This is a genomic window from Burkholderia singularis (assembly GCF_900176645.1).
GTDB classification, from domain to species: Bacteria; Pseudomonadota; Gammaproteobacteria; order Burkholderiales; family Burkholderiaceae; genus Burkholderia; species Burkholderia singularis.
In genome coordinates, this window is sequence record NZ_FXAN01000050.1 from 74,831 (window position 1) to 98,843 (window position 24,013).

At 64.3% G+C, this 24,013-nt stretch carries 18 protein-coding genes and 1 pseudogene; 13 read left to right on the forward strand and 6 right to left on the reverse strand.

All coding sequences use genetic code 11. From position 1 onward, the window contains the following. Positions 1-162: 162 nt before the first annotated feature. On the reverse strand, positions 163-648 hold the full coding sequence (locus BSIN_RS10300) for an aminoacyl-tRNA deacylase (protein WP_059514291.1): 486 nt from the start codon (positions 646-648) through the stop codon (positions 163-165). Positions 649-969: 321 nt separating this feature from the next. On the opposite strand from BSIN_RS10300, the gene BSIN_RS25815 reads away from it, so the two are divergent. The 6 genes from BSIN_RS25815 to BSIN_RS10330 all read left to right on the forward strand — a co-directional run bounded on the left by BSIN_RS25815 (position 970) and on the right by BSIN_RS10330 (position 9,578). Then, on the forward strand, positions 970-1,176 hold the full coding sequence (locus BSIN_RS25815) for a hypothetical protein (protein WP_089340411.1): 207 nt from the start codon (positions 970-972) through the stop codon (positions 1,174-1,176). A gap of 191 nt (positions 1,177-1,367) precedes the next feature. Continuing rightward, positions 1,368-2,714, forward strand: a complete 1,347-nt coding sequence (locus tag BSIN_RS10310) for a TolC family protein (protein WP_089340412.1) — start codon at positions 1,368-1,370, stop codon at positions 2,712-2,714. A 10-nt stretch (positions 2,715-2,724) separates the two neighbouring features. Next, on the forward strand, positions 2,725-4,182 hold the full coding sequence (locus BSIN_RS10315) for an efflux RND transporter periplasmic adaptor subunit (protein WP_089340413.1): 1,458 nt from the start codon (positions 2,725-2,727) through the stop codon (positions 4,180-4,182). A gap of 53 nt (positions 4,183-4,235) precedes the next feature. After that, the gene (locus BSIN_RS10320; protein ID WP_089340414.1) at positions 4,236-7,493 is read left to right on the forward strand and encodes an efflux RND transporter permease subunit; all 3,258 of its coding nucleotides are present in this window, start codon (positions 4,236-4,238) and stop codon (positions 7,491-7,493) included. Positions 7,494-7,497: 4 nt separating this feature from the next. Further along, complete coding sequence (gene irlR / locus BSIN_RS10325; RefSeq protein ID WP_059514306.1) at positions 7,498-8,181, forward strand: heavy metal response regulator transcription factor IrlR; 684 nt, start codon at positions 7,498-7,500, stop codon at positions 8,179-8,181. After that, the gene (locus tag BSIN_RS10330) at positions 8,178-9,578 is read left to right on the forward strand and encodes a heavy metal sensor histidine kinase (protein ID WP_089340415.1); all 1,401 of its coding nucleotides are present in this window, start codon (positions 8,178-8,180) and stop codon (positions 9,576-9,578) included. The genes irlR and BSIN_RS10330 overlap by 4 nt, the downstream gene beginning before the upstream one ends. A gap of 120 nt (positions 9,579-9,698) precedes the next feature. Here BSIN_RS10330 and BSIN_RS10335 read toward each other — a convergent pair whose 3' ends face one another. Further along, the gene (locus BSIN_RS10335) at positions 9,699-9,974 is read right to left on the reverse strand and encodes a DUF4148 domain-containing protein (protein ID WP_089340416.1); all 276 of its coding nucleotides are present in this window, start codon (positions 9,972-9,974) and stop codon (positions 9,699-9,701) included. A gap of 476 nt (positions 9,975-10,450) precedes the next feature. Between BSIN_RS10335 and BSIN_RS10340 the strand changes: the two genes are divergently transcribed. The 5 genes from BSIN_RS10340 to BSIN_RS10360 all read left to right on the forward strand — a co-directional run bounded on the left by BSIN_RS10340 (position 10,451) and on the right by BSIN_RS10360 (position 15,625). Then, on the forward strand, positions 10,451-10,648 hold the full coding sequence (locus tag BSIN_RS10340; protein WP_059514314.1) for a hypothetical protein: 198 nt from the start codon (positions 10,451-10,453) through the stop codon (positions 10,646-10,648). 286 nt (positions 10,649-10,934) lie between these two features. Continuing rightward, a complete protein-coding gene (locus BSIN_RS10345; RefSeq protein ID WP_089340417.1) occupies positions 10,935-11,972 on the forward strand; it encodes a sugar ABC transporter substrate-binding protein in 1,038 nt (345 codons plus the stop codon). Further along, complete coding sequence (locus BSIN_RS10350; RefSeq protein WP_089340418.1) at positions 11,969-13,633, forward strand: sugar ABC transporter ATP-binding protein; 1,665 nt, start codon at positions 11,969-11,971, stop codon at positions 13,631-13,633. The genes BSIN_RS10345 and BSIN_RS10350 overlap by 4 nt, the downstream gene beginning before the upstream one ends. Beyond that, positions 13,630-14,661 (forward strand): ABC transporter permease, encoded by a 1,032-nt coding sequence (locus tag BSIN_RS10355; RefSeq protein ID WP_089340419.1) that lies wholly within the window; start codon positions 13,630-13,632, stop codon positions 14,659-14,661. Before BSIN_RS10350 ends, BSIN_RS10355 begins: the two co-directional genes overlap by 4 nt. Then, a complete protein-coding gene (locus tag BSIN_RS10360; protein WP_089340420.1) occupies positions 14,654-15,625 on the forward strand; it encodes an ABC transporter permease in 972 nt (323 codons plus the stop codon). The genes BSIN_RS10355 and BSIN_RS10360 overlap by 8 nt, the downstream gene beginning before the upstream one ends. A 249-nt stretch (positions 15,626-15,874) precedes the next feature. On the opposite strand, the gene BSIN_RS10370 is transcribed toward BSIN_RS10360, so the two are convergent. Together BSIN_RS10370 and BSIN_RS10375 are read right to left on the reverse strand one after the other, a co-directional pair. Continuing rightward, entirely contained in the window at positions 15,875-16,666 is a 792-nt protein-coding gene (locus BSIN_RS10370) for a hypothetical protein (protein WP_089340464.1), read from the reverse strand. 97 nt (positions 16,667-16,763) lie between these two features. Beyond that, complete coding sequence (locus BSIN_RS10375; RefSeq protein WP_143757401.1) at positions 16,764-19,382, reverse strand: TonB-dependent siderophore receptor; 2,619 nt, start codon at positions 19,380-19,382, stop codon at positions 16,764-16,766. An 828-nt stretch (positions 19,383-20,210) separates the two neighbouring features. On the opposite strand from BSIN_RS10375, the gene BSIN_RS25300 reads away from it, so the two are divergent. Next, a complete protein-coding gene (locus BSIN_RS25300; RefSeq protein ID WP_143757403.1) occupies positions 20,211-20,747 on the forward strand; it encodes a hypothetical protein in 537 nt (178 codons plus the stop codon). 325 nt (positions 20,748-21,072) lie between these two features. Here the strand turns inward: BSIN_RS25300 and BSIN_RS10380 are convergent, their stop codons facing one another. Together BSIN_RS10380 and BSIN_RS10385 are read right to left on the reverse strand one after the other, a co-directional pair. Further along, a complete protein-coding gene (locus tag BSIN_RS10380; protein WP_089340422.1) occupies positions 21,073-22,071 on the reverse strand; it encodes a FecR domain-containing protein in 999 nt (332 codons plus the stop codon). Then, entirely contained in the window at positions 22,068-22,577 is a 510-nt protein-coding gene (locus BSIN_RS10385; RefSeq protein WP_059514335.1) for a sigma-70 family RNA polymerase sigma factor, read from the reverse strand. The genes BSIN_RS10380 and BSIN_RS10385 overlap by 4 nt, the downstream gene beginning before the upstream one ends. Before the next feature lie 285 nt (positions 22,578-22,862). Here BSIN_RS10385 and BSIN_RS10390 point away from each other — a divergent pair. Then, a pseudogene (locus tag BSIN_RS10390) lies at positions 22,863-23,727 on the forward strand (helix-turn-helix transcriptional regulator); the annotation flags it as partial. Positions 23,728-24,013: the final 286 nt, after the last annotated feature.

Genomic DNA, 24,013 nt, shown 5'->3' on the forward strand with positions numbered 1-24,013 from the left:
CGCTGATCCGGATTCGACGCCCGACGGCACCGATGTGCATCGGACCACGCGCAGGCGCGGCGTGCCACGGCACGGCCACCTGCCGCAACCGCCTGCGTGGACGGCCCGTGCGCGCGCCATTGCATTCGGATGACGAAGCGCCTGACGCCGCGAATGCGACGCTCATCCCGACACGTGCCGGATTCTATGCGCGAAGCTCGCACGCTCGGCCCGGTCCATTAACGCGAGAAATTCGTCGCGCTCCATATGGATCAATTCCCGATGATCGCCGGCTTCGAAATAAATATCAGGCTGCCGCGCAAGGCTTTCGTCGAGGAAAGTCTGCATGCCGTATGCCATGCACACGGGCGGCACCGCACCCCAATCGCAATCGTTGAAAAGCACTCGCAACTCGCTTTCCTTCGCGAGCACCAGATGACGCCCGGTGCGGGTCCAAAGCTCGGACAGCCGTATCGCATGCGTTGCCGGCAGCACCGCGGCGACATAGCCGTCCTCGTCCTCCAGCAGGACTGTCTTCGCGAGACGCTCGCCGGGAATATGCGCGGCCGACGCCGCCTCCATATTCGAATAGCTGTACGGGTGATAAATGATTTCGTAGCGCGAAGCTTTTTCGCGCAAGCAGTCCTGCAACCTGGTCGACATTGACATCGCACACCTCGTCTGAAAAAAAGCGCCGCATCTTGTGGCGGCCTCATACACGCGATATTTCCAGCATAGGTCGCATTCGCCAACATGAATAACGGCAACGTTGCCGGCATCAACCCGGCTCCGATCCCTTTTTCGGTCGCCGGCCGCGTGCGCGGATGAACGGCTCCCCCGCCCGCACACCGGCACGGGCCTCGTGGATGCTTGGGTGCCCCCACGCGCAGTTCGTGTCCAAATTTTCATGTTGCGGTCATCGCCACGCTTCGCGCGCGCGCCAAACTGAGGCCATTCCCTGAACCAGGGTCACCAAGGAGCGACACACTCATGAAACCTCTTGCCTTCGCCGCCGCGGCCATGCTCGCGGCAGCATCGGGTTCCGCGTTTGCGCACGGCATGCCCGAGCGCGTGTTCAAGGAGCACAAATCGGTTCGCAGCGAAAAACCGGCGCCGAGCCGCGACGCCCCCTCCTCCAACTGCGAAGCGCCAAGCTGCCAGGCAGCCGACGATGCGCCCGGGCAGCAAGCGGATTGATCGGCAAATCGACCGATCGCGCCTGTATCGTCGCTACATCGCCTTGCAAACGGCGGCCCGTGCGGCCGCCTTTTTCGTATGGACGGCGCGCCCCGCCTCCGGCAAACATGACGGAAATATCATGTTCATCTCATGTTTGCATCGCACCACGTCCGTAGCATCGATCGCGTTTCTCCAGGACACGATCGATCATGCTCAAGCGTATTCTCGCCGCGGCCTTGTCGGTCGCGATCGCGGCGCCGACGGCCCGGGCATTCGCCCAACCCGTTTCGCTCCAGGTCGCGCCCGTCTTGCCCGCCACCGCCGCGCCATCCGACGAAGGGCCGCCCACCTCCGCATCGGCCGCCGCGCCCCGTGCGCTGTCGCTTGACGACGCACTCAGTCTCGCCGCCGCGAACAATCCGCTGCTGCGCAGCGCGCGCGCCGAAGCAGATGCATCGGTGGGCACGCTGATCCAGGCCGGCGCCCGGCCGAATCCTAGCGTATCGGTGCTGCAGGAAGGTTTCAGCGCGCGGGAGCGCACCACCACCGGCATGATCAACCAGACGATCGAGCTTGGCGGCAAGCGCCGCTCCCGGCTCGACGCCGCGTCATACGGCCGCGAATTCGCACTCGCGTCGCTCGACGTCCGCACGGCGGCGCTGCGGGCCGACGTGACGAGCGCGTTCTACGGACTCCTGGCGGCGCAGCGGCAACAGCAAGTCGCGGAGGAATCCGCGACGATCGCCGCCCGCTCCGCCGAGCTGGCCGACAAGCGCGCCCGCGCGGGCAAGGTGTCGCCGGTCGAGGCAACCAAGGCGCGCGTCGCACAGGCGGGAGCGCAGATCGAGCTGATGAGCGCACAAACGCAAACGGCAGCAGCGCTTGCCCGGCTCGTCAACGTAACCGGCAGCGCGGACGTGCGCGGCCGCACCGCAACCGGCGATCTCGAAGCCGTGCCCGACGTCGAGCCGCTGAGCGAGCTGCTCGCCCGGCTCGACGACGCGCCCCTCACGCGCGCGGCAAAAGCCGACATGCAGCGCAGCAACGCGCGCATCGCGATCGAGCAGGCCAAGCGCATTCCGGACATTACCGTCAGCGCGGGGTTCAAGCGCGTCGTCGCGGCCGGTTCGCCGTATAACCAGGCCGTCGTCGGCGTGTCGATTCCGCTGCCGCTGTTCGACACCAACCGGGGCGCGCTGCTCGAAGCAGTGCATCTGGCCAAGAAAGCCGATGCCGATTTCGACAGCGCGCGCGCGCGGCTGCGGCTCGAACTGACGCAGGCGTATGCGGATTACGAACGCGCGACAGCACAGGCCCGGCGTTTGAAAGACGACGTATTGCCCGCCGCGCGGCAAGCGCTCGACGCGATGTCGCGCGGCTATCAACTCGGCAAGTTCGGCTTCCTCGACGTGCTCGACGCCCAGCGCACACTGTTCGCCGAGCAGTCGCGCTACGTGAAGGCGCTCGCCGACGCTCAACAAGCCCGCACGGATCTCGACCGGCTGGTCGGCGCAGCGCAGCCGGCCCCGTCCCGCCCTCTCGCCCAACTTCCTTGAAACTTTCGCCATGCGACGCAAGAACCTGATTCTCTCCGCCGCGCTCGCCGCTTGTGCGCTCGCCATCGCCGTGGCAATCGCACGCATTCCGTCCCAACCGGCCGCGCCCGGCCCGGGCACGGCACCCGACGCGCGCGGCGCACAGCCCGGCCAGGATGGCGGGGTGGTGCTCACGCAGGGCCGGCTGGCGGCCAACATTCAGTTGTCGGAAAAACCGGGCGACGCGCGCCTGATTGTCGTCCCTCTCGTCGACGGCAAGCCTGTCGCAAAAGGCGCCGCCGTTTCCGGCACGTTGACGCGCTACGACGGCAGCCGCATCGCGCTGCGCTTCACGCAGTCCGCCGCGCGCTTCACGTCCGAGCCGGCGATCGCCAAACCGCACGTCTTCGACGCTGCGATCGAGGTGAAAGCCGAAAACATGGCTGCGACGTTTGCGTTCTCACGAACCGATGGCGCGATCGCGCTGACCGGCGAACAAATCGGCGCGGCCCGGATCGGCGTCGCGCAAGCCGGTCCCGCGCAGATCGTCGACAGTTTCCAGCTTCCCGGAGAAATCAAGTTCAACGAAGACCGCACCGCGCATATCGTGCCGCGCGTGGCGGGCGTTGTCGAGCGAGTCGGGGTGTCGGTCGGCGAGCAGGTATCGAAGGGCCAGGTGCTGGCGGTGATCGCGAGCACCGATTTGTCGGACCGGCGCAGCGAGTTGCTCACCGCGCAAAAGCGTCTGACCGGCGCACGGCAGGTCTACGAGCGAGAAAAGAAACTGTGGGAGGAGCGCATCTCGGCCGAACAGGATTATCAAGCCGCCCAGGTACAGCTGCGCGAGGCGGAAATCGCCGTGCAGAACGCCCAGCAGAAGTTGTCGGCGATCAATGCGCCGGCGTCCGGCGCGCTCAATCGCTATGAATTGCGCGCGCCGTTTGCCGGCACGATCGTCGAGAAGCACGTCGCGCCCGGCGAAGCGGTGAGCGCCGACGCCAATCTGTTCGTGCTGGCCGATCTGTCAACGGTTTGGGCCGAGATGGCCGTGCCGCCGCAGCGGCTTGGCGACGTGCGCGTCGGCAAGCAGGCGACTGTGAGTGCAGCCGCGTTCGAATCGCAGGCGCGTGGTCAGATTGCATACGTGGGCGCCCTGCTCGGCGCGCAGACCCGCACCGCCCCCGCGCGCGTCGTGCTGCCGAATCCGGGCAGCGCGTGGCGTCCCGGCATGTTCGTCAACGTGACCGTCGATGCGGGCGCGCAAACGGTGAGTGTCGCGGTCGAGACCGACGCGCTGCAAACCGTCGACGGCCAGCCAACCGTATTCGTCGAATCGAAGCGCGGCTTCGTCGCGCAGCCCGTCGAAATCGGCCGCCGCGACGGCAAACGCACCGAAATCGTGCGCGGCCTGGCCGCGGGCCAACGTTACGCGGCGGCGAACAGTTTCGTGCTGAAAGCCGATCTCGAAAAAAGCGCGGCCGACGACTGAGCCGCGCGCGCCCGCACGGCCGTCCGTGAATTCATCGCATTGGATTTCCCCTCATGTTCGAACGCCTGATTCGCTTTTCCATCGCGCACCGCTGGCTCGTTCTGCTGGCGGTGCTCGGTCTCGCCGCGCTCGGCGCATACAGTTACCAGCGGCTGCCGATCGACGCCGTGCCCGACATCACCAACGTTCAGGTGCAAATCAACACGCCTGCCGCCGGCTATTCGCCGCTCGAAGTCGAGCAACGCGTCACCTACCCGCTCGAGACGGCCATGGCGGGCCTGCCGCATCTCGAGCAAACGCGTTCGATCTCGCGCTACGGCATCTCGCAGATCACCGTGATCTTCAAGGACGGCACCGACATCTATTTCGCGCGCCAGCTCGTCAATGAACGATTGCAGCAGGCGAAGGACCGCTTGCCGGAAGGCGTCGCGCCGACCATGGGCCCGACGTCGACCGGGCTCGGCGAGATCTATATGTGGACGATCGAGGCCGACGCGAATGCGCGCAAGCCCGACGGAACCCGCTATACGCCGACCGATCTGCGAGAATTGCAGGACTGGGTGGTCCGGATGCAGCTGCGCAACGTGCCCGGCGTGACCGAGGTGAACTCGATCGGCGGCTACGTGAAGGAATATCAGATCGCCCCCGATCCGGCCAAGCTGATGTCGTATGGATTGTCGCTATCGGACGTGATGCGTGCGGTGCAGGCGAACAACGACAACGTCGGCGCCGGTTATATCGAAAAGCGCGGCGAGCAGTACCTGGTGCGCGTGCCGGGCCAGGCACGCTCGCTCGACGATCTCGCGAACATCGTGCTGACCAATGTGGGCGGCGTGCCGGTGCGCATGCAGGATGTCGGGCGCGTCGAGATCGGCCGCGAACTGCGCACGGGCGCGGCCACCGAAAACGGCCGCGAAGTCGTGCTCGGCACCGTGTTCATGCTGATCGGCGAAAACAGCCGGACGGTGGCGAAAGCGGTGTCGAAAAGAATGGAGGACGTAAACCGGTCGCTGCCGCCCGGCGTGCGCGCGATCGCCGTGTACGACCGCACGGTGCTCGTCGACAAGGCCGTCGCGACCGTCAAGAAGAACCTGCTCGAAGGCGCGCTGTTCGTGATCGCGATCCTGTTTCTGTTTCTCGGCAACCTGCGAGCGGCGTTGATCACCGCGCTCGTTATTCCGCTCGCGATGCTGATGACATTTACCGGCATGGTCAACGCCAAGGTCAGCGCGAACCTGATGAGCCTGGGCGCGCTCGATTTCGGGATCATCATCGACGGCGCGGTCGTGATCGTCGAGAACTGCGTGCGGCGCCTGTCCCATGCGCAAGCCGCGCTCGGCAGGCCGCTCACGCGCGACGAGCGTTTCACCGAGGTCTATGCGGCGTCGCAGGAAGCGCGCCGCGCGCTCATCTTCGGGCAGATCATCATCATGGTCGTCTATTTGCCGATCTTCGCGCTCTCGGGTGTCGAGGGGAAGATGTTCCATCCGATGGCGACGACCGTCGTGCTCGCGCTCGCCGCCGCGATGGTGCTGACCGTCACGTTCATTCCAGCCGCGGTCGCCGTGTTCATCGGCGAGAAGGTCGAGGAAAAGGAAAACCGGCTGATGAGCTGGGCGCGCCGGCTGTATGGCCCCGTGCTCGACTCTTGCCTGCGATATACCCGGCGCGTGCTGATCGGCACCGGCGTCGTGGTGGTCGCAACCGCGCTGGTGGCCTCGAGGCTCGGCAGCGAATTCATTCCAAGCCTGAACGAAGGGGATTTCTCGGTGTCCGCGCTGCGCATTCCCGGCACGAGCCTCACGCAGTCGCTCGACATGCAGCGGCAGATCGAGGCCACGCTGAAGGCGCGTATCCCCGAAATCGAACGCATCTTCGCACGCACCGGCACCGCCGAGGTCGCGACCGATTTGATGCCGCCGAACCAGTCCGATGCATACATCATGCTCAAGCCCACGCAGGCTTGGCCCGATCCGGCCAAGCCGCGTGACGTGCTGCGCGCACAAATCGAGGCCGAACTCGACAAGATTCCAGGCAATGTGTACGAATTCTCGCAGCCGATCCAGCTTCGCTTCAACGAGCTGATCTCCGGCGTACGCAGCGACGTCGCGGTAAAGCTGTTCGGCGACGATATGGCCGTACTCGACGCGAACGCGAAGCGCATCGCTGACGCCCTGCAGCAAGTGCCAGGCGCGACCGAGGTCAAGGTCGAGCAGACCACCGGCCTGCCGGTGCTGACGATCCAGCTTGATCGCGGCAAGCTCGCGCGCTACGGCATCAACATTGCCGACGCGCAGGCCACGATCTCGGCCGCGATCGGCGGCAAGGCCGCGAGCACGCTGTTCCAGGGCGACCGGCGCTTCGACATCGTCGTGCGCCTGCCCGAAGAGCTGCGTTCGGACCTGGACGCGATCCAGCGGCTGCCGATCGCGCTGCCGGCGGCAGCCGCCGCACCCACCGCATTCCCGCTCACGCAGGCAAGCGGCCCGACAGCCGCCAACACGCCGCCCGGCGCCGGGTTCGTGCCGCTGTCGGAAATCGCGACGATCACGCTCGCGCCGGGCCCAAACCAAATCAGCCGCGAAGACGGCAAGCGGCGGATCGTCGTCAGCGCGAACGTGCGAGGCCGCGATGTCGGCTCGTTCGTCGCCGACGCACAGGCCAAGCTGCGCACCGAGGTGCCGATTCCGTCTGGCTATTGGATGACGTGGGGCGGCCAGTTCGAACAGTTGCAAAGCGCGAGCGAGCGGCTGAAGATCGTCGTGCCAGTGGCGCTGCTGATGGTGTTCGTGCTGCTGTTCGCGATGTTCAACAACGTCAAGGACGGGTTGCTGGTGTTCACCGGCATTCCGTTCGCGCTGACGGGCGGCGTCATGTCGCTGTGGCTGCGCGGCATTCCGCTGTCGATCACGGCGGCCGTCGGTTTCATCGCTCTGTCGGGCGTCGCGGTGCTCAACGGGCTCGTCATGATCGCGTTCATCCGCAATTTGCGCGAACAAGGCATGCCGCTCGACGCGGCCGTGCGCGAAGGCGCGCTGACCCGCCTGCGCCCCGTGCTGATGACGGCGCTCGTCGCATCGTTGGGATTCCTGCCGATGGCGTTCGCGACCGGCACGGGCGCCGAAGTCCAGCGCCCGCTCGCGACAGTCGTGATCGGCGGTATTTTGTCATCGACCGCGCTAACGCTGCTCGTTTTACCGGTACTCTATCGCGTAGCGCATACCCTATCGCTGCGCACGGTGCTCGGCGGGCGTGCCGGGCGGCTGACGGCCGCCATGTCGCCGCGCCGTCAACGCGAATCATCGAGGTGAAATCATGCGAATACTGATCGTCGAAGACGAGCCGAAAACCGGCATCTATCTAAGCAAAGGGCTGACGGAGGCAGGGTTCGTCGCCGATTGGGTAGACGACGGCGTAACCGGGCTGCATCAAGCGCAGACTGAAGACTACGATCTCATCATTCTCGACGTGATGCTGCCCGGCCAGGACGGCTGGACCGTGCTGGAGAAACTGCGCCGCGAGCGCTCGACGCCGGTGCTGTTCCTGACCGCGCGCGACGATGTCGGCGACCGCGTAAAAGGCCTCGAACTCGGCGCGGACGATTATCTCGTCAAGCCGTTCGATTTCGTCGAGCTGGTCGCGCGCGTGCGCTCGATCCTGCGCCGCGGCCAGGGACGCGAATCGACGATCATGAAGATCGCCGATCTCGAACTCGACCTTACGCGGCGCAAAGCAACCCGCCAGGGCGATGTCGTACTGCTGACGGCGAAGGAATTCGCACTGCTGTGGCTGCTGATGCGGCGCCAAGGCGAAATCCTGCCGCGCGCGACCATCGCGTCGCAGGTTTGGGACATGAATTTCAACAGCGATACGAATGTCGTCGATGCGGCCATCCGCCGGCTGCGCGCGAAAATCGACGATGCATACGAACCCAAGCTGATTCATACGGTGCGCGGAATGGGCTACGTGCTCGAGGACAGGAGCGCCGCGAGCCGATGATCAGACGCATCCTGCCTCGCACGCTGCGCGCCCGGATGACGGCGCTGATCATCCTCGCGACATCGGCAACGCTCGCGCTGAGCGGTATCGCCCTGTATGGCGCGCTGCGCAACCGCATCGAAAGCACGTCGTCGCATGAGATGGCCGCGACGCTCGATGCCATTCGCACGCATCTTGCCGACATCGGCGACATCAACGACATCGCGCTCAACGCGGGCCTGTGGACCGATCAATTGCACGGGCATCAGAACCTGGACATGGCGATCATCGACGCCGACGGCCGCAAGCTGTTCAGCACGCGCGGCTTCGTTGCCGCTTCGCCGCGCACGGCCTGGCCGTCATCGCCGGCGACGAGCGAATCGTCGTCGCCCAGCCTGACGTTGCACTATCTCGGCGCCAGTGTGCCGCTACGCCATGCCGACAACCGCGCGGTCAGCGTCGTCGTCCAATACGACGGCAAAAACGATCGCGCGCTGCTGCGCGCGTATGCGTATACCATCGTGCTGATCGAAGTGCTCGGCGTCATGCTGACCGCCGCGCTCGCCTACGGCATCGCGATGCTCGGACTGAGCCCGCTGCGCCAGCTCGCCGCGCGCGCCGAGCAGATGTCGACGAGCCGCCTCGCGCAGCCGTTGCCGGCGCTCGATACGTCCGGCGAATTGAAGGAAATGGAGCACGCGTTCAATGAAATGATCGCGCGTCTTAACGATTCGTTCGCACGCCTGAGCCAATTTTCATCGAACCTCGCGCACGACATGCGCACGCCGCTGACGAATCTGCTCGCCGAAGCGCAAGTCGCGCTGTCCAAGCCGCGCACGGCGGATGAATACCGCAGCGTGATCGAATCGAGCATCGACGAGTATCGCCGTCTGTCGAGGATGATCGAGGACATGCTTTTTCTCGCGCGCTCGGACAATGCCGAAAGCAATCTGGCCATCCGCACGCTCGATGCGGCCGAGGAGGCCGAGCGCGTTGCCGGGTATTACGAGGCGGTCGCGGAGGATGCGATGGTCAGCATCGTGGTGCGCGGACAGGCGCACGTGCAGGCGGACCCGCTGCTCTATCACCGCGCGCTCAGCAATCTGCTCAGCAACGCGCTGAATCACGCGCCGCATGGCACGACGATCACCATCGAATGCCAGCAGACGGACGACTTCACGACGATCAGCGTCTCGGACACCGGCCGCGGCATCGAACCGCAGCATCGCGAACATATCTTCGAGCGCTTCTATCGCGTCGATCCCGCCCGGCACAATTCGGCTTCCGGCACGGGGCTCGGGCTCGCGATCGTCCGTTCGATCATGCAGGACCACGGCGGCACGTGCGGTGTCGACAGCGAACCGCACGTGCGCACGACCTTCTGGTTGAAATTTCCGGCCAATCCGCGCTCAGCATGAGCGGTGCGCGATCCGGCCGCGAGATCGGCGCGGTACGCGCGCTTCGGTATCGCAACCGCGAATCCGGAACACGCGCGTCGCGCGCCGGCTAGCCGCAGGCAAACGAGCGGCGCGCCGGACTCAGCGTGCGGCGGCTTGCTTGTCGTGCTCATCAAGCGTCGCACTCGACTTGCCGCCATGAACGGAAACCGCATGCGTCGCCTGGTTTCGCTTGATGAGCGCCTTGCTCGGCGGGTAATCGTTCTTGCCTGCCGGCACGATGCCCTCGTGTTGCGCCTGGACCAGTTCCTGTTTGACCTCGGCCCGCGTCTTGCCCTGCGCCCATGCGGCCTGCGTGGACACCAGCATCGACAGCGCAATCGCCACGCTTCCCGCCACAATCGTTTTCGTCTTCATCGTTCGTTCTCCATCGAGTAGAAACTGTCAAGTGACAGCGCCTCCACTATGAAGATCAGTCAGCACGCCAAGATGAAAGCCGGATGAGAATTTCGTCATGAAGCATTCGGCATGCGTGACAGAAATTTCATGTTCGCGTCAGCTTCACGCTTCGTTTGCTCGCTATGATTCGTCCTACCCATCCATACCACACACGACGACGAGGAGATTCAAGCGAGTCATTGTGTTCTCCCGGAACACGCGAGGCGTGCGGCATTCCCCCAAATGCCGCACGCCGTCTGTGCCGGACAGCTTCACGCTGTCCGGCATTTTTTTTGACTGGTCGTGCAATGGCGGGCATGCCATGTGAGGCAGACGTTGGATCCCGGCGTTGCATATCACCGCTCGCCGACAATTTTGTCATGTTGCGCTCATGCTCGCGTAGAGAGCCTGCCCGCAATATCGACGCATCGATCCAAACAGAGCAAGAGACCACGATGAAAACGTCGATCATCGTCATCGCGGCAAGCATCGCGTTGACGGCCTGCGCCCCGCTCTCCGGCAAGCATCGGGACGGCACGATGCTCTCCGGCACGTCGACGCCCGTCACCGTCGACTATGCGGGCCGCGCGTGCGTCAATCAGAATATGTACGTGAAAATGCAGCCGTGCATTTTTCCGCGCGAGCGGCGCTGACGGCACGTGCACGCATCGCACGCGCGGCTGCCGGGCACCCGCCGCGCAGCGCGGCAATACGCCACTACACGGCGATACAGCGGCTCATTCAGAAACCGATACACGCGCATACAAGCGGCCAAGCCACTCAATCGCAGCGGCCGCGCCCGCATCCGCGAAGAACGGATCGCCCGCGCAATTGCCGATAATCGATAAAGAAAGCACGAATCCATCGTTCCATTCGGCGAGACGCTTGCACAAAATGCTTAGCTCGTCTCAACGTCTGTTACCGGATTTTCGTCGAAACATGGCCAAACCGCCCTCGCCGTTCGCCCGCCTGCTGCCCGCGTTGCTGCGTACCGCCGCGCTTGCGGCCGGCCTGGTCGCCAGTTTTGCCCAGGCGGCCGCGCCAGACAGCCCCGATACCGCACGCCTGACGCTCGCGGGCAAACGGATCGGCATCACAGCCGCCGGCACCGATCACTATTGGGATCTGCAAGCGTATCAAGGCGCGGTCGACGAGGTAAAACGTCTCGGCGGCACGCCCGTCGCGCTCGACGCGGGACGCAACGACAGCCGCCAGATCGCCCAGATTCAAACGTTGATCGCGCAAAAACCCGATGCGATCATCGAACAGCTCGGCACCGTCTCGGTGCTCGAGCCGTGGCTGAAAAAAATCCGGCAGGCCGGCATTCCGCTCTTTACGATCGACACTGCATCGCCGTCCAGCTTGAATGTCGTCACGTCGGATAACTTCGTGATCGGCTCGCAGCTCGCACTGCAACTCGTCAACGACATTCGCGGCGAAGGCAATATTCTCGTCTTCAACGGCTTTTACGGCGTCCCGGTATGCGCGATCCGCTACGATCAATTGAAGGCCGTGCTCAAGTGGTATCCGAAGGTGAAGATCATCGAGCCCGAGTTGCGCGACGTGATCCCGAATACCGCGCAAAACGCCTATGCGCAGATCAGCCAGTTGCTGCAGAAATATCCGAAGGGCTCGGTCGCGGCGATCTGGGCCGCGTGGGACATTCCGCAGATTGGCGCGACGCAGGCCGTCGACGCCGCAGGCCGCCATGAAATCCGCACGTATGGTGTCGACGGCAGCCCCGATGCGATCACGCTCGTCAGGAATCCGAAATCGAGCGCGGCGGCCGTCGTCGCGCAGCAGCCGGCGCTGATCGGCCGGACCGCCGTGCGCAACGTCGCGCGTTATCTTGCCGGTGACCGGTCGTTGCCCGCATATACGTTCGTGCCGTCGGTGCTCGTGACCAAGGACAATGCGAACGCCGTGCAACGCACGTCCGGGCAGGCGCCGGCCAGCGCCGAGGCTGCCCGGCGATGACGTCGGCATCGGCTCCGCTCGCGCTCGACGTATCGCGCGTCAGCAAAAGCTTCGGCGGCGTAGCCGCGCTGCGCGGCGTATCGCTCGCGGTGCGGCGCGGCACCGTGCATGGGTTGATCGGCCAGAACGGCGCGGGCAAATCCACGCTCATCAAAATCCTCGCCGGCCTTCACGCGCCGGACCAAGGCAGCATTCTCGTCGGCGGCGCGCCGCTTGCGGCCCGCCGTGGCGCGCGTGCGCATGCGCAGGCGGCGAGCATCGGTTTCATTCATCAGGAACGGTTGCTGCCCGCGACGTTCACGGTCGCCGAGGCACTGTTCTTCCCGCACCCGCCGACGATGCTGAGCGGCCGATCGCGGCTTAGCCGGCTGCTGCCGCTCGACATGCGCAGAATGCGCCGCGAGAGCCGCGCGGTATTACATGAGCAGTTCGGCATCGATCTGCCGCCCGATCGCCTGATCGGCGAGCTGTCTGTCGCCGAGCAGCAAATCGTGCAGATCACGAATGCACTGTTGCGGCGCAGCGAGATTCTCGTGTTCGACGAACCCACTGCCGCGCTCGTATCGGGCGAAATCGACCGGCTGCTGAAAACAATCGAGCGGCTGCGCGACGACGGCCTCACGATTCTTTACGTGTCGCATTATCTCAACGAGATCCCCCGCATTTGCGATCACGTGAGCGTATTGCGCGACGGGGTCGACGTCGCGCATCTCGACGCACGCGCCATCTCGCACGACGCACTTGTCGCCGCGATGCTCGGCACACCATCGGCAGCCCCCGTTCGACGCCACGATGCAGCCAGCAAGCCAATCGCGCCGCGCGTGCCGAGCGGGCTCGCGCTCGACGCACGCGGGCTGACGCTGCCCGGTCGCTTCGGCCCCCTGTCTTTCACCGTGCATCGCGGCGAAGTCGTCGGGCTGACCGGCGTGCTGGGCTCCGGCGGCAAGGAAGTGATCCGCGCGCTGTTCGGCCTCGAGCGCGGCGTGCGCGGCGAACTCGCGGTCGACGGCCGGCCCGCGAAGCTGCGCCGGCCGCACGACGCGCTCGCGCACGGCATCGCGCTCGTGCCGGAGAACCGCATCGCGCACGGTGTCGCGGGCACGCTGCCGGTTCGCGAAAACATCGTGCTCGCCAGCCTGCCGCGCGTGTCGCGTTTCGGCTTCGTGCGCGAGCGCCGCGCCGCCCAGGTAGCGCAGACGTTGATCCGCCGGCTCGACATCCGTCCGGCTCGCGCCGATTGGCCGGCCCGCTTTCTGTCCGGCGGCAACCAGCAAAAAGTCGCGCTCGCGAAATGGCTCGGCCGCGCCTCGTCGGTCTATCTGCTCGACGAGCCGACGCTTGGCGTGGACGTCGGCGCGAAAGCGCAGATCTACCGGCTGATCGACGAACTCGCTCGTGCGGGCGCGGCGGTGCTGCTGTTCACGACCGATCTGACCGAGTTGCTCGACGTAACCGATCGCGTTTATGTGATGGCGCGCGGCCAGATCGTTGCCGAGCGCGCGTCGTTACAAACGACCACGCAGGACATACTCGGATGGGCAACGCTGGCGCGAGGCGAGCGCCGCGATGCCGGCAGCAGGCCGGATGAAGCCGCGCAAACGGCGGCGCAAGCGGTGCAGCACTCGGATGCCGCGCCCCCAGCCAGCGGTGCAACGGCATGAGCGGCGCATTCAAGCTCGGCTCGTCCCGCGCCGCCGCGCCCCGCCGTAGCCATCGCCGCCTGGGCCGCCGCTTCGCGTTGCAAGGCGCCGCGTGGCTGACGCTCATACTGGTTTTCGCCGGCTTGACCGCCAGCTCGCCGTTGTTCCTGAGCGTCGCGAACCTTGGCAATGTGTTGCAGCAAAGCGCCGTGACCGGATTGCTTGCATTTGGGCTGACGATCGTGATGATCGGCGGCGGCGCGGATGCGATCAAAGGCGGCCTGGATCTGTCGATCGCCGCGAATTTCGGCTGGTGCGCGGCCGTATTCGCCGTGCTCACGCGCAACGGTTACGGCGACGCCGCCGCATTCGCCGCCACCTGCGCGGCCGGCGTGGCGATCGGCGCATTGAACGCCTGGGCGGTCACATCGTTACGCATCCTGCCGCTGCTCGCGACGCTGACGACCATGAACATCTGCGCGGGCCTCGAACTCGTTCTGACCGAAAACACGCCGGTTCCAAGCACGAGCCCGCTGGCGGCCGCGCTGCTCGGCAACGGTCCGTTTGACCTGCCGTGGCTCGCATATGTGCTGATGGCCGGCGCGGCGGCGCTCGCCGTTCTCATCCATCGAACGCGTTACGGATTGACGCTCCATGCGGTCGGCACGCACCGCACGGCAGCACTCGCCGTGGGTGTCGACGTCGATCGCTACGTGGCATCGAGCTATCTGGCCAGCGGCTTGTCGGCCGCATTCGCCGCGCTGGCATCGTGCGCGCTGCTGAGCGGCAGCGCCCCCGGCGCAGGCGATAATCTGCTGCCGGTCGTCGCGGCGGTACTGCTCGGCGTCGTGTTCTCGCGCCGGCTCGTGCCGACGATCCCCGGCACGCTTGCCGCGGTGCTGTTCGTCGGCATGCTCGCGAACGGCTTTCAGTTGAACAACGTCTCGAGTTACTGGGTCAGCGGCATCGAAGGCGCGCTGATTCTTTGCGTCGTCGCGGCCGTCGCGTTGCTGCGTCGGCGCCATTCGGAGGGACCATTCGATGCATGACCTCGCCGATCGCCTGCAGCGCTTCGCCGCCGTCGGCGCACTCGCCGCGGTGCTCGTCTTCTTCGCAGTCGCGGCGCCCGGATTCGCGACACTCGCGAACGTCGAGCGGGTGCTCGTCAATCATTTCGCATTGCTGGCGATCGCCGCGCTCGGCATGACGCTCGCGTTGTCGATCGGCGCGATCGATCTATCGCTCGGCACGGCGGTCGACGTGGCAAGCCTCGTGTGCGTATCGGCGCTCGCGCATCATGCCGGTTTCACGAGCGCCGCGTTCGCCGGGCTGGGTGCGGCGCTCGCCGTCGGCACGCTCAATGCGCTGCTCGTCACCCGCCTCGGCATCGCGCCGTTTCTTGCCACGCTCGGCACGCTGTTCATCGGCCAGACGATTCAGCAGCTCGCGACCGGCGGAGGGCAACCGATCTACCTGTTGAGCGCCGCGCCGCCGAGCGCGTTCGACGCGCTCGCGCACGGCGCGTTCGCCGGCGTCGCGCTGCCGCTGTGGATCGTCGCGGCGCTTGCGATCGCGCTCCATCTTGTGCTCGAACGCTCGACGTTCGGCCGCCAGGCGCGCACGCTTGGCGCACACCCTGGCGTCGCCCGCTATTCAGGATTGCGCATCGGTGCCCTGACGGCCGGCGTATTCGTCGTGAGCGCACTGATCTATGGGACTGCGGGGCTCGTGTTGTCGTCGACGGTCAAATCGTATGCACCGCAGGCAGGCAATGCATATCTGTTGAATGCGATCGGCGCGAGCTTCATCGGCGCGACATTGTCCGCGACGCATCGGCCGAATGTCGCTGGCACGATGGTCGGCGTGCTGCTGATGAGCTTTGTCGCAAATGGGCTGCTGCTGATCGGCTGGAATTTTTATTGGCAGCAGGTCGCAACCGGTGTGCTCGTATTCGCGGTGCTTGCGTTGGGTTCGGCATTCGGCCGCGGGCGGCACGTGCGGCAAGCGGCGTGACCGGGACGGCAGCGGCGCGGAATTGGCCTGCCTGCAAGCGCCGCGTGCTGGCAGGCAAGCACGTCGAACAACGCTCGTGCATCGCGCCGTGTACCGGTCAAACCACGAAGCTGGCGCCGCTTCGCGGCGATGACCTGCGTGCCGCTTTCGCAAAATTTCGCGAAAGCTCAATCCAAGCGCCGAACCTTATAAGCGGAGTGGCGTGCGCGACTGTTTTCCGTATCGCCGCCAACGCCGCCGAGCGCTGAATCACTCCATCAAGCAGCGCGCGCTCGCCGCCCAATCGAGCGCGGCATCGAACAGCGCGACACCCTCCGGCGACAAATTGCCGAACGTGTCGTTATCCAGCAGAAACATCACGCGGCGCTCGGGAGCGAGTGACTCGTAGTCCATCGTCGCGCCCTTCTCGTATGCAAAAATCGCGGCCTTGCCCGGCTCGCCGTAGACCGTCGCGATGATCGTCGCGCCGAGCCCCGGCTTGCCCCAGCTCATCGGCATCCGCTTGCCGTAGACGTTGATCTTGCCCGCGGGCAGCCCTGCCGCAATCGGATGCGGCGCGTTGACGAGCCACAGATAACGCTCGTTGGCTGTCGCGCCGAAATCGATATCGTGTCGCTTGCCCGTCATCGCGAGGCTGTCGAGCATGTCGTTTTCCCACGTCAGCAGCGGCTTGGCGAGCGTGCGCCAGCCGCTGCCGACCCGTTTGCTCGACACCGTCGACGAGATGATCACGAGATCGGCGTCGGCGGCTGCGTCGACGGGTTGCGCCTCGTCCACCAGGCGCACGTTATAGCCGCGCGCCTCCAGATGCGTTTTCACGCGCTGATCGGTCGCGAGATTGGGCCCGGCGAGCTGCACGAGCATCGTCACCCGCTTGCCCGCGCCCGGCGCGGCGCAATGCGCTCCAGCCAACGCGGTTGCGGCCGCCGAAGCTGCGCGCGCCCCGCCCGGCGCGGCAACCGCGCATGTAAGCACCGCGCACGACAGCGCACGCAGCAGCGTGCGGCGTGCCTTCTTCCGAGGATCGAATCGGTTTTTCATGAATTGCCTCTGTTCTGCGCGCGGCTCGTTCGTAACCCGCCGCGCCATTGATCGATTGGGATCGCGAAATAAATCCGCCGGCGATACGAAGCCGCGCTCAAAATTCCAACGTCGTCAGCAGCGACACCTGCCGTGCATCGCCGATCGACACGAAATATCGGTTCACGCTCGACGGATAGTAGGTGCGGTTGAACAGATTCTTCACGTTGAGCTGGAGCTGGAGCTTCTGCTTGCCGATGCGCGTGTCGTAGGTCGCAAACGCGTCGGCGGTCGCATAGGCGGGCAGCGTGAAGCTGTTGGCCGAATCGCCCGGCCGGGCGCCGACGTAGCGGCCGGACGCGCCCAGACGCAGATCGTCCCCGCCGAACACCGTGCCCACGTCGTAGGCCGCCGTAATCGACGCGGTATGCCGCGCGACGTTCCATAGCCGGTTGCCGGCATAGAGAGGATCTTCCGTCGTCTTCGCATCGAGATACGCGTAGCTCGCCATCACGTTCCAGCGCGCGCCGAGTTGCCCCGACACGTCCAGCTCGACGCCGCGCGAGCGCGCGCGGCCCGACGCGCGCCAGTCGGTCTGCCCGGTCGCGTCGTTGAATTGCGAAACGAGTACGTTCTTCTTGTCGATGTCGAATAGCGCCAGCGTGCCGGCCATGCCGTTCTTCATGTCGAGCTTCGCGCCAAGCTCCCACGACGTGCCCTGCTCAGGCGGCGTCGACGCGCCGATCACATAGCCGCCCGCCATCGGCGCGATCTTCGACGTGGGCTTCAGCGATTGCGTATAGCTGCCGTACAGCGACAGCGCGTCGCTCCACTTATAGACGACGCCTGCCCGCGGCAGCCATTTCGTGCCGGAAATGTCGGTGTTCGCGTTGAATGGCCGGCCGCGCCCCGCGACCTGGTTGTAGCGCAAAAAACGCGCGCCGACGACGACGATCCACTTGTCGGTCAGATGCACGCTGTCCTGAAAAAACAGCGACTGGTCGTGCAGTGTATCGGTCTGATCGCTGTCCGATGCGGACACCTGGCTCGACGGCGAAATCCGCCCATAGACCGGATCGCGGTAATTGAACGGTGTCTGGATCGGCTGGCGCAGCAGATCGGCGCGATAGATCCGCCGGTATTCGCTATCGACGCCGATCTGCACGTCGTGTCGCATACCGGCGAGCGTCAAATGCCCATCCACATACGCGATCGCATAGCTGTCGACGCTGCGCGCGCCGTGCGTCGCATCGTTGCTGCGCGTCAGCGTGCCTTTGACGGGGTCCACTCCGGTCACGCGGATCTGATTGGCGTCATAGACTTCCCGGTTGTAGCTGTATCCGAAATGCGCGTTCCAGTCCGGGGCGAGCTGGTGATCGACCGTGAGCTGCGCCAAATTCGATTCGCCGCGCATATCGTTGAACGGCTCGTCTAGCCGGGTGCGGCTGGAAATCGCCAGCGGCGCGTTGGTCCGCGGATCGAGCGCCGTGCCGCGGTCAAACGGCATCAGAAATCTCCGGTACTCATATGACAGCACGACCTGCGTATCGCGCCCGTACCAGGCGAGCGAAGGCGCGACGAGCGTTTCGCGATGCTCGCCATAGTTGCGCCAGTACAACTCGTCGGTCTGATCGACGATCAGCCGGTACGCAAGCTTCGAGTCACCGAGTGCGCCGGTCGAGTCGAGCCCGATCTCGCCGCCGTTTTTGCCGTGCCCGTATGTCGAGCCGCCGGCCCAGACTGCGTGACGGCGCGCGAGCTGCGGCTGCTTGGTGACGACGTTGATCACGCCGCCGGGGTCCATGATCCCGTACAGCAGCGATGCCGGGCCTTTCAGCACCTCAACGCTGTCCGCCGTCGCATTCAGCGAGCGGCCCTGAACGATCGGCATCCCGTTGCGCATCACCGAGCCGTCGCGGTTGTCGCCGAAACCGCGCTTCATCACCGTGTCCTGCGTGCTGCCGAGCGTATTGCCCTGCGTGATGCCGCTGACGTTCGCGAGCGCATCGTCGAGATTGCGCGGGCGCTGGTCGCGCAGCACCTGCTGCGGCACGATATTGACGGCCTGCGGCACGTCGGCGAGCGGCACGTCGCTGCGCAGCCCGGCCGCCTCGCGCGGCGGCCGGTAGCTGTCGGCATGCGGCTGGCTGCCGCGCACCGAGACGGTCGGCAGCGTTGTGTCGGTCGCCAGTCCCCCTGCCGACGGCGAGGCCGCCGCGCCGGGCAGCTTTTCGAGCGTGTAGCCGCCGCCCGGCTGCTTCACGGCAACGAGGCCGGTGCCCGTCAGCAGCCGGTCAAACGCTGACCAGGTATTCGCGCGGCCGCGCAGGCCCGGGCTATGCAGCCCCGAAACCAACTCGCCGGGAAACGACAGCAGGATGCCCGCCTCACTGCCGAAGCGGTTCAGCGCCGCTTCGAGCGGGCCGGCCGGAATATCGTAGACGCGCGACGACTCGGCCGGCGGCTCCGCCGCGGCCGCATGGGTCGCGGCGGACGCGGCCAGCGCCGAGAACAGCATGGCGGCAGCCAGATTCGCGACAGCGCGGCGCGGCGTAAGCGCCGCCGCGCCGACCTGCGCCGCGCGACGGCAGTCAAGCGTACCAGCATGCGCGACACGGCCGGCCGGCGAGCGTGACAGGCTCGCGAGCTCGGCACCGCGCCGCCGGTTGCGATTGCAGAATGAATCCATGATCGATGACTCGTTGACGATGAGTGAAATGCAGCCTTCGCTTCCCATGTCACGCGAAAATCGAAAACAGCTCAGTCGGGCGCTGCCTGCAGCCGCTTGTCTTCGGCACCAAGCGCGAAGGCACGCTTGCTCCGGCTTCGTGTCGGCACCCTTCGGCCGGCCTCCTCAGTTGCGCAGCGTCTGTTCATACAAGCCCTGAAACGAGAACCCTCACGCTCACGCGTTTGTCCTCGTCGTTACGGCCGTCGTTTTGCACTCCGCCGCGTATACCTGTTTTCGGCCGGAAATCTCCACTTCCGATCGGGACTAATTCCGGTTCAGGGTCACACTGGAAGCCGAAATTTCAGAGAAGATTATCCATTTATTAAAATCTCAATGATGTCATTTCGGCCTCGGCACTTGATCGACAGACACCCATAAGGCAGAACAAGCTATCCATCAATATTTCGCACATATATTTCATTGTTATAGCCAAAGAAATATAGTCCATATATTTCAGAAATCCGATTACACGCATTAATAGACCTCTTACTCTAAAAACAAGCTTGAAAAATATTGAAGCAAATTTACTATTGAACAAACCACATCGAGACATTGAAATTACGGCAACCCCAAAGGACAATTATTATCACAGCTCATAAATTTATTAATGACATTTATTTTAAGCAAAAAATCACCCCGTCAGCTACACTGCACATTTATCAAAAAATCAATTTCACTCACAACAAAATAGGCCCAAATCTCACTCAGCAATAATTTTTACTGTGATTTATTTATCGAACCGCCCAATGCACTCGAAAATTATCGCGAAAGCGGTGCGAGAAAACCAAGAACCATCGCCAGGCACCTTCAATTTTCAAGATTCAAGGTCAAAACATGAATAAGATCTCCACACCGCACGTCAGCAAATGGATGCTTTCGGCGTTGATGGCAGGAACACTAAATTCGGCCCACGCCGCACCCTATCAATATCAAGTAATTTGGAACAACCCCTCTCCAGCTTCCGTTCACGTCGAACGCATTAGTGCCGCATGCGCTTCCGATTCAGGACCAATGGAATTCGAATTGTCAAAAAGACTCATAAAAATCTTTTATATTACTCAAGACGATCTTTCATGCGCCTTTAAAATCGAATGGAAAATTTCTCGCACATTCGAATCAGGAAAAATAACCAGCATCAATGTCATATACCAACAGATCGATAACCGCCGAAACGAGGCTACCGTTAGAGCCGTAGACACCAGATCCACCGGAAATAAATATCTCCTTCCGCTGAAAATCCATGTCATATGCGGCACCAAAGAAACCGGTATATCAAATTGCCTCTCTGGATCAACAGGCGCACTAAAGCTTGTTCAAATTTACACAGAGCCGGTGGCCACCACCAATCAAATTTTTCATTTTGGAAAATGAATTTTCATTTCAAACGGCGGTAGAAATGCTGTTGCGGCAAGGCAAATCGTGGAAATCAGCCTCGACCGAGACGGAAATGATACGGGAAGGATACAGGTAATCTTTGCGTGAAACGGGCAAGACAGCCGCGCGCCTGAAACATCCGGCGGGCATATTACCGATCCTCTCAGCCCCGGGATATATCAAACATTAACAACCGCACACGTAACCGGGGATGCCGCCACGTCTCACCGCGACGATAACGGCTCCTTTTGATGGGGCACGGTCTGACACCTACCTGTATCTGGCCCATCTCCGGCGCGCGTCGGTCAACGCATCTCGCCGCCTAACCCCGAGCAGGCACGACCGTCACCCAATAGCGGGTTAAATAATCGAGATCGATCGGCAACGTCGCACGCAGCGTCGCGAGGATGCGATCGGGATCATCGAGCGGATACGTGCCCGACACGCGCAGCTCCGCGACCGCGCTGTCGCAGCGCACATGCCCGCGATAGTAGCGACCGATCTCGGCGAGCAAATCGGCAAGACGTAGATTCGACGCGACGAGCATACCGTTCACCCACGCGGCGGCATCCGGGCCGATCGGCTGAGCCGGGCGTGCGAGCGCGTCGCGCGTGAAATCCGCACGCTGGCCGGCGACGATCACCGGGCCCATGCCGGCGAATCGCGCCGGCGCGATTCGCACCGTACCTTCGAATACGTCGACGCGCGTCGTCGCGCCCCGCTCGCGCACCGCGAAGCGCGTGCCGACCGGGCGCACGTCACCGTGCGCGGTCGCAATCACCAGCGGACGCGGCGAAAGGTGCACGCCGTCGGCGCCGTCATGGCCGCTCGTCACCATGATCTCGCCGCGCACCAGTTGCACGCGGCGCATCGCGTCGTCGAAACGAATGTCGATCGCGCTATCCGTATTGACGACGACGATCGTGCCATCGGCAAGACGAAGCGTGCGCCGCTCGCCGACGGCAGTGCGCACGTCCGCCACCCACACGCGCCACGGCGCGTAGCTGTCGGCCATCCAAGCCGCACCGCCCGCGACCGACAGCGCGAGCAGCGTTTTCGCGGCTCTACGGCGCCGCGCCTGCGCGGGCGGCGACAGCAGCGCGGCACGCACGGCCTGTGCATTCAATCCGCTGGCGACGCGATCGAGCCGCCCATTGACCGCCTCGATATGCCGCCACGCGGCATCGTGCACAGGGTCCTGCTCACGCCAGCGTGCAAAATCCGCGCGCATCGCATCGGTCACGCGGCCCGAGCCGAGTTCGACCCACCATTCGACCGCGCGTCGCGCTACATGCGCGGGTACGGCGGGCGGCCCGCTCATGCGGCAACCGCGAAATAGCACTGCGCACCGGCCTTGACGAGGTAGCGCTTGACCGTCGCAAGCGACACGCTCAATTCGGCCGCGATCTGTGCATGCGTCATGCCGTCGAGTTGTGCGAGCAGAAACGCTTGCCGGACGGCCGCGGGCAGTGCGTCAAGCATCCGGTCGATCTCGACGAGCGTTTCGAACAGGATCGCCCGCGTCTGCGGCGACGGCGCCACGTCCTGCGGCCATTGCGCAAGTGCATCGAGATACGCGCGCTCGAGCCGCTCGCGCCGCCAATAATTGAACAGCACGCGCTGCGCAACCGTCGTCAAAAATGCACGCGGTTCGAGCGCATTAATCGGCTCCGTGCGCGCGAGCAAGCGCATGAACGTATCGTGGACGAGATCGGCGGCCCGCTCGCTACAGCCGAGCTTTTTCGTCAGCCAGCCGTGCAGCCAGCCGCGATGACCGGTGTAGAGCGCGGCGATTTCATGCTGCAGTTGCAAAGGGTTGGCTGCCATGGACACGATGCCGGCGTCGCGCCGGGATATTAAATGTAAATGAGAATGATTATTATATAAGAAATCGCAATCATGTCACGAGACCAGCCCGTGCCTGCGCCGCACGCTTTTTTTTCCGGCGGCCCGAAAACGCGGAAAACAACGCGCCGCCTTCCCCGGAACCGCCTATTTTTAGCGACAATCCGACGATCCCGGCACGCATCCGTGCCCCCGCCCACCCGACTTGCCCCTCGTCCAATCGCCTGAGCGCCCATGCCCGCCATCACCCAGCCGCGCACCTATGGAATGTCCGAGCGAAGCGACCGTCTCGATTTCTATATTCGCGACGAAACCGGCCGCCGGGCCATCGCCGAGCCGCATCGGCATGCCTATTTCCAAATCCAGTTCAATCTCGGCGGCGACACCGAGCACCGGATCGGCGACGCCACACGGCCGTTTCCACGCGGCGCACTTGCGTTCGTGCCGCCGTATCGCGAGCATCTGATTGCGCATCCGCCGGGCGCGCATTTCGTCGTGATCAATTTTTCGCTGCCCTTCCTGCGTGCCGATCTCGATATCGATCCGCTCGATCTCGACAGCCTTCCCCTGCAACACACGCCGGAGCTTGCGCCGTTCCGGCTGCAGGAATTCATCGATTTCATTCTGACGGGCACCGCGTTCGACCATGCGCGCCAACTCGCGCACCGCATGCTGGAAGCCGATCGCACGCGCACGTTCGGCTCGGTGCCGCTGTTGCGCGGCTATTTGCTGCAACTGATCGGGCTCGTCTGCGCGCAGTATGCAGACGCACTCTTAAGACTCACGCACGAGGACGCGCCACACACGGGCCGCCGCGATGCGCTGGCACGGGCGTTGCGGCACGTGCGCACCCATCTGACGGACGATCGGCTCACGCTCGCCGGCACCGCGCGCGCGGCATTCCTGACACCGAACTATCTCGCCCACCTGATCCGCAAGGAAACCGGGCGCACCTTCACCGATCTCGTCACCGAACGGCGAATCGCGCTCGCGCAATCGTTGCTCGCGCACACGACGCGCCGGATCGCCGATATCGCGCATGCGGTCGGGTTTCGCGACGAAGGTTATTTTTCGAGGCGCTTTCGCGCATGCGTCGGGATATCGCCGAAAGCTTACCGGGACGCGAATGCAACGGACAGCACGCGGTGCGCGGCTGACGCTGCCGCGACTATGTCGGGCGATGCGCGTGCGTCCGGCGCATCGCACCAGCCGCGTACATCGTCATTATCGAGCAGCCCGAATCGTTCGGCTCCGTCGCCCGCGCCGGGCATGCCGCATCGTTCGCGCACACCGCCCCGCTCAAACGCGTCGGACCACACGGACAACGCGTGCCCACCCAGTGCGCCGGAGTGCCGACACGCGTCGCCGCCGTCAGACACGTCGCATCATCCGGGCGATTCCAATGCGTCAAACACTCC

Bases quoted from the DNA above. Each gene is read 5' to 3' on its own strand.
- BSIN_RS10300 (WP_059514291.1), bottom strand. From the start codon at position 648: ATGTCAATGTCGACCAGGTTGCAGGACTGCTTGCGCGAAAAAGCTTCG.
- BSIN_RS25815 (WP_089340411.1), top strand. From the start codon at position 970: ATGAAACCTCTTGCCTTCGCCGCCGCGGCCATGCTCGCGGCAGCATCG.
- BSIN_RS10310 (WP_089340412.1), top strand. From the start codon at position 1,368: ATGCTCAAGCGTATTCTCGCCGCGGCCTTGTCGGTCGCGATCGCGGCG.
- BSIN_RS10315 (WP_089340413.1), top strand. From the start codon at position 2,725: ATGCGACGCAAGAACCTGATTCTCTCCGCCGCGCTCGCCGCTTGTGCG.
- BSIN_RS10320 (WP_089340414.1), top strand. From the start codon at position 4,236: ATGTTCGAACGCCTGATTCGCTTTTCCATCGCGCACCGCTGGCTCGTT.
- irlR (WP_059514306.1), top strand. From the start codon at position 7,498: ATGCGAATACTGATCGTCGAAGACGAGCCGAAAACCGGCATCTATCTA.
- BSIN_RS10330 (WP_089340415.1), top strand. From the start codon at position 8,178: ATGATCAGACGCATCCTGCCTCGCACGCTGCGCGCCCGGATGACGGCG.
- BSIN_RS10335 (WP_089340416.1), bottom strand. From the start codon at position 9,974: ATGAAGACGAAAACGATTGTGGCGGGAAGCGTGGCGATTGCGCTGTCG.
- BSIN_RS10340 (WP_059514314.1), top strand. From the start codon at position 10,451: ATGAAAACGTCGATCATCGTCATCGCGGCAAGCATCGCGTTGACGGCC.
- BSIN_RS10345 (WP_089340417.1), top strand. From the start codon at position 10,935: ATGGCCAAACCGCCCTCGCCGTTCGCCCGCCTGCTGCCCGCGTTGCTG.
- BSIN_RS10350 (WP_089340418.1), top strand. From the start codon at position 11,969: ATGACGTCGGCATCGGCTCCGCTCGCGCTCGACGTATCGCGCGTCAGC.
- BSIN_RS10355 (WP_089340419.1), top strand. From the start codon at position 13,630: ATGAGCGGCGCATTCAAGCTCGGCTCGTCCCGCGCCGCCGCGCCCCGC.
- BSIN_RS10360 (WP_089340420.1), top strand. From the start codon at position 14,654: ATGCATGACCTCGCCGATCGCCTGCAGCGCTTCGCCGCCGTCGGCGCA.
- BSIN_RS10370 (WP_089340464.1), bottom strand. From the start codon at position 16,666: ATGAAAAACCGATTCGATCCTCGGAAGAAGGCACGCCGCACGCTGCTG.
- BSIN_RS10375 (WP_143757401.1), bottom strand. From the start codon at position 19,382: ATGGGAAGCGAAGGCTGCATTTCACTCATCGTCAACGAGTCATCGATC.
- BSIN_RS25300 (WP_143757403.1), top strand. From the start codon at position 20,211: ATGAATAAGATCTCCACACCGCACGTCAGCAAATGGATGCTTTCGGCG.
- BSIN_RS10380 (WP_089340422.1), bottom strand. From the start codon at position 22,071: ATGAGCGGGCCGCCCGCCGTACCCGCGCATGTAGCGCGACGCGCGGTC.
- BSIN_RS10385 (WP_059514335.1), bottom strand. From the start codon at position 22,577: ATGGCAGCCAACCCTTTGCAACTGCAGCATGAAATCGCCGCGCTCTAC.